The organism is Sphaerochaeta sp. S2 (assembly GCF_016406725.1).
Lineage (GTDB): Bacteria > Spirochaetota > Spirochaetia > Sphaerochaetales > Sphaerochaetaceae > Sphaerochaeta.
Genome location: NZ_JAEKNT010000138.1, coordinates 1 through 3,712, shown reverse-complemented (window position 1 = coordinate 3,712; position 3,712 = coordinate 1). Strand labels below are relative to the sequence as shown.

At 45.3% G+C, this 3,712-nt stretch carries 3 protein-coding genes; all 3 read left to right on the top strand.

The window, feature by feature from the left end; genetic code table 11:
• Positions 1–806: radical SAM protein (locus JF818_RS03640; protein WP_233065910.1), on the top strand; the 806-nt coding region annotated here is incomplete at its 5' end.
• A gap of 44 nt (positions 807–850) precedes the next feature.
• A complete protein-coding gene (locus JF818_RS03635) occupies positions 851–2,011 on the top strand; it encodes an MFS transporter (protein WP_198890622.1) in 1,161 nt (386 codons plus the stop codon).
• Positions 2,012–2,090: 79 nt separating this feature from the next.
• On the top strand, positions 2,091–3,712 hold a 1,622-nt coding region (locus tag JF818_RS03630), incomplete at its 3' end, for a hypothetical protein (RefSeq protein WP_198890621.1).

Sequence of the window (3,712 nt, the reverse complement as noted above, 5' to 3'; positions counted from 1 at the left end):
CCACTGCCAAAATCTTGAGGAACCGTTACCATTACAAGGGGTACATCCATTTGAAGGTGATCCCGGGATCGACCAAGGAGAGCATTGATGAAGCTCTCAAGTATGCAAGTGCTCTTTCCTTGAATATTGAAACACCGGGGGAACAACATTTTTCCAAGCTTACTGATGCCAAAAATTATGTCCAGGATATTCTTGAGCCTCTCAAGTATATCGCCAGTCAGACAGCAAGAGGTAGCCAATATCAACGAGTACATACCTCCAGTCAGTTCATAGTTGGAGCCAGTAATGAGTTGGATAAGGAAATCTTGTTGTATACAAGCCGTATGTACAAGGAACTCCACATGGGGAGGCTCTATTTCAGTGCCTATCAACGTGGGTTGGGGGACCCAACCCTCCCAGGTGAGCAGATTGCCATCCCAGTCCAGGAACAACTGGAACTGTTCGAGGAGATGCCCATGCCTCCTGTTCAGGATCAAGGGCTGCTTACACGGGAACACCGTCTCTACCAAGCCGATTGGCTCTTACGGAAATATGGGTTTGATTTTGAGGAGTTGTCCTTCGAACAGGAAGGGAATCTTAGTCTGCATGATGATCCTAAGCTTGCTTGGGCAAAATCCAACATCGATTTTTATCCACTCTCGATCAAACGTGCCCCAAAGGAAGCCTTGCTCAGGGTTCCAGGCCTTGGGCCTACCTATGTGAATCGAATCATCGATAAACGTCGCAATACTCCTATATCGTGTCTCGAGGATCTGCATCTTCCTTTCTCAACCTTGGAAAAAGCTCGGCCTTTTATCACCATGTAAAGAAAGGCCTTGTTGTCTCTCCTGCAAATCCTTACAATGCCTCCATGGTCAGTCTCTATGCATCCTTCTTTTTTGTATTTGGCATCATGGCAGTGGTCAATCCGTACCTGCAGGTGATGATCAGAAACCTTGGATACTCACATGATGTTGTGGGGTTTCTTCTTGCTGTTTTTGAAACGGCAGGGATTGTTGGCCCCTTGTTGGTTGCTCGTCATGTCGACAAGCATGGATCTGGCAAAAATACGATACTCCTCGGTACAGTCTTATCTGCCTTGGGTGTATTGCTGCTGATGCACTCCACCTCCATATGGATGACGATGTTTGCATTGATGCTTCTATCTTTCTTCCTCCGCTCTCTGGTTCCCGTTATTGATAGCTATGCGAATAATCGATTGAATGGTGATGCGCAGAAATACACGTTGCTCAGAAGTGGAGGAACGATTGGATTTGTACTGTTCTCATTGTTACTGGCGATAACCCGTAAGCCTGATCTTAGCAGCAATAACAGCATAGGCTCCTATGCCTTGGTGTCGTTTTTCCTTTTTATGCTGCCGGTATTGGCTTGGAAGAAGGATCCAAAACGAAGGGAGATGCCACCTGCTACCTCAGATAAAGCTGAAGGCAAGTGGTATGATCTTGCATTTGTGATCGGTCTGGTGATCATTGGTTTGAACCGTATCAGCATGTCCTCCATTGCCAGCTTCTTTTCGTTGTATCTCGTGGAAGAGTTGGGGGTTAATGCTATCAGCTTGATGAATGCAATTGCATCGGGCAGTGAATTTGGTGCCCTCATCCTTGCAGGATATCTCATGCAGAAGAAAAAAGTACTTCCTGTCCACCTTTTGATGATCAGCAGTGGCGCTATGGTTGTTCGTCTGCTTATCTATGCGCTGGTTCCAACCTTTGAGGGTGCATTGGTTGCCCAGTTCCTTCATAGTCTTTGTTATGGTTTTTTCCATCCTGCGGCAATTTTTCTGGTTGCTCGAAGGGTGAGGCGTTCTCATAGGACGCTTGGTATGTCTATGTATGTTTCGCTTGGAATAGGGCTGCCTACAGTACTAGGATCCAGTCTAGGCGGGCTTGTTCTTGAACAGTTTGGATATCGGGTCTTGTTCATGGGGTATTCCCTGTTTGCATTGGCTTCTGTTATGGTTGGTCTTGGTAATTATAAACGTATGACCTCAAGTACGCTGGAATCTATATGATTTGGTCCTATGACCATAGGGGTCTAAGTTTGAATGAGAGAGAAAGGTGTGATATGCTCTACTACGAGGAGAGACAACAGTGAAAACCAGTGAGGGTTGGGATTTACTTTCCATTGGAGAGATTTCGACTGAGAAGATACAGAAGAATCTCAGGGAGATCTCCGTGTTTCTTTCCAATGATATACGGAACATCAAGGATATTGTTTTCCAGTACCACCCATTGGAGGTGGTCAAGTTTGCATTCTGGGAACAACATAGGCTGGTAAGAAAGAAGAACTCTGATCTCTTCGCGCAGCAAGTTGCTTCCCGCTTGGTTGCCTACCTCTCCAGTCTTCTTCCCTACTGGGAGAAAGACTATTCCTTAAATGCTGACATTAAACCGAAAGATTGGAAGCGAGTAAGCCAACTTTTTGAAGATCTTTGTAAGAAAAGCATCCGCTATGCCGACAATTATACCTTGCTCTTACGCAGCCAGGGTATGTTTGTGTCAGATGATGAAATGTTGTCATTTCAGGAAGAGGCGAGCGATTTCTGTCTTCCTCCGGTAGCTGAAGAAGATTTGTTGCAACAGAAATTAACTGCATTGCAGTATCAGTTGCAGCCATTCAATGCTCTGGTTAACCAAGTATTTCCAGCCAAGTTGGATGGACTGCTCTCTGCATTTCTACAACTCTCGAAGCGGGCCTTTGAAGGAATTGACTCCTTGCTTGAAGACAATGCCACGTTTAAGCAGGCGAGTATGTTGCAACTCGAGGTGCTCAAGAGCCGTGGAGAACGTGTTGATGACCTTGAAGCGGTCATGAACCGAATTATCAAGGAACAGGGGTGGGAGTCTTGGGTAGAAAGTATTGTTGATCGCAGAGATAAGTTTCTTCTCTTTGATGTACTTGGTGATACAGGTCTCAATGAGCGTGATGCGTATTTACTTTCAGATGCTCTTGCCTCAAGGGACTATGATGATTCAAGTCATTTGCTGATTGATGGTTTGGACAGTGATGAGCGACCATTCGTCCGCGTGGATGCATCATTCTATTGTTTTGTGGGTCATTCCTTGCTCGATAAGGCATATGGGTATATCAAGAGAGCTGTCTGCTCTCAGGATGAGGAACTTGCAAAAGAGTGGGGTACTATAGAGGCTGAAAAGCGGACTCTGGTGCCGGTAACCTTCTTTACGGCAATGTTGGGTACCCTTAATTATACCTCGAATGTTGACTATAAAGATGGGTATCTTGATGCTCTCTATGAAAATGAAGAGAAACAGGTTGTTGTTCAGGTTCCTTCCAGCCATGGCCAGGAGGTAGACGAGAATCCATTCCATGACTCTGAGCAATACGTCCAAAATTTGCAGAAAACTATTGCAGCCACTAAGCTTGCCCAAGCTCATCCTGCAATTTCAGTTCTTATCGATACAAAACACCCTAATCTCTATCCCTTGGAAGTCCAGGAGGGTGCGTTGAGACTTTCGTTCCTGCAGCTTGCCAACCTTGCATCCAGCTGGGAAGGAGTTTCAGAGCTCAAGGAGTTGTTGGGCCTTTCTCCATTTGCAGGAGTGCATCATCATGACAATGAAGAGAAAGAAACTGTTCTTCCAATAGAAGATGATATTCCCTCAGAAGATGATATTTCCTCAGAAGATGATATTTCCTCAGAAGATGATATTTCCTCAGAAGATGATATTTCCTCAGAAGATGATATTTCCTC

Bases quoted from the DNA above. Each gene is read 5' to 3' on its own strand.
- JF818_RS03635 (WP_198890622.1), top strand. From the start codon at position 851: ATGGTCAGTCTCTATGCATCCTTCTTTTTTGTATTTGGCATCATGGCA.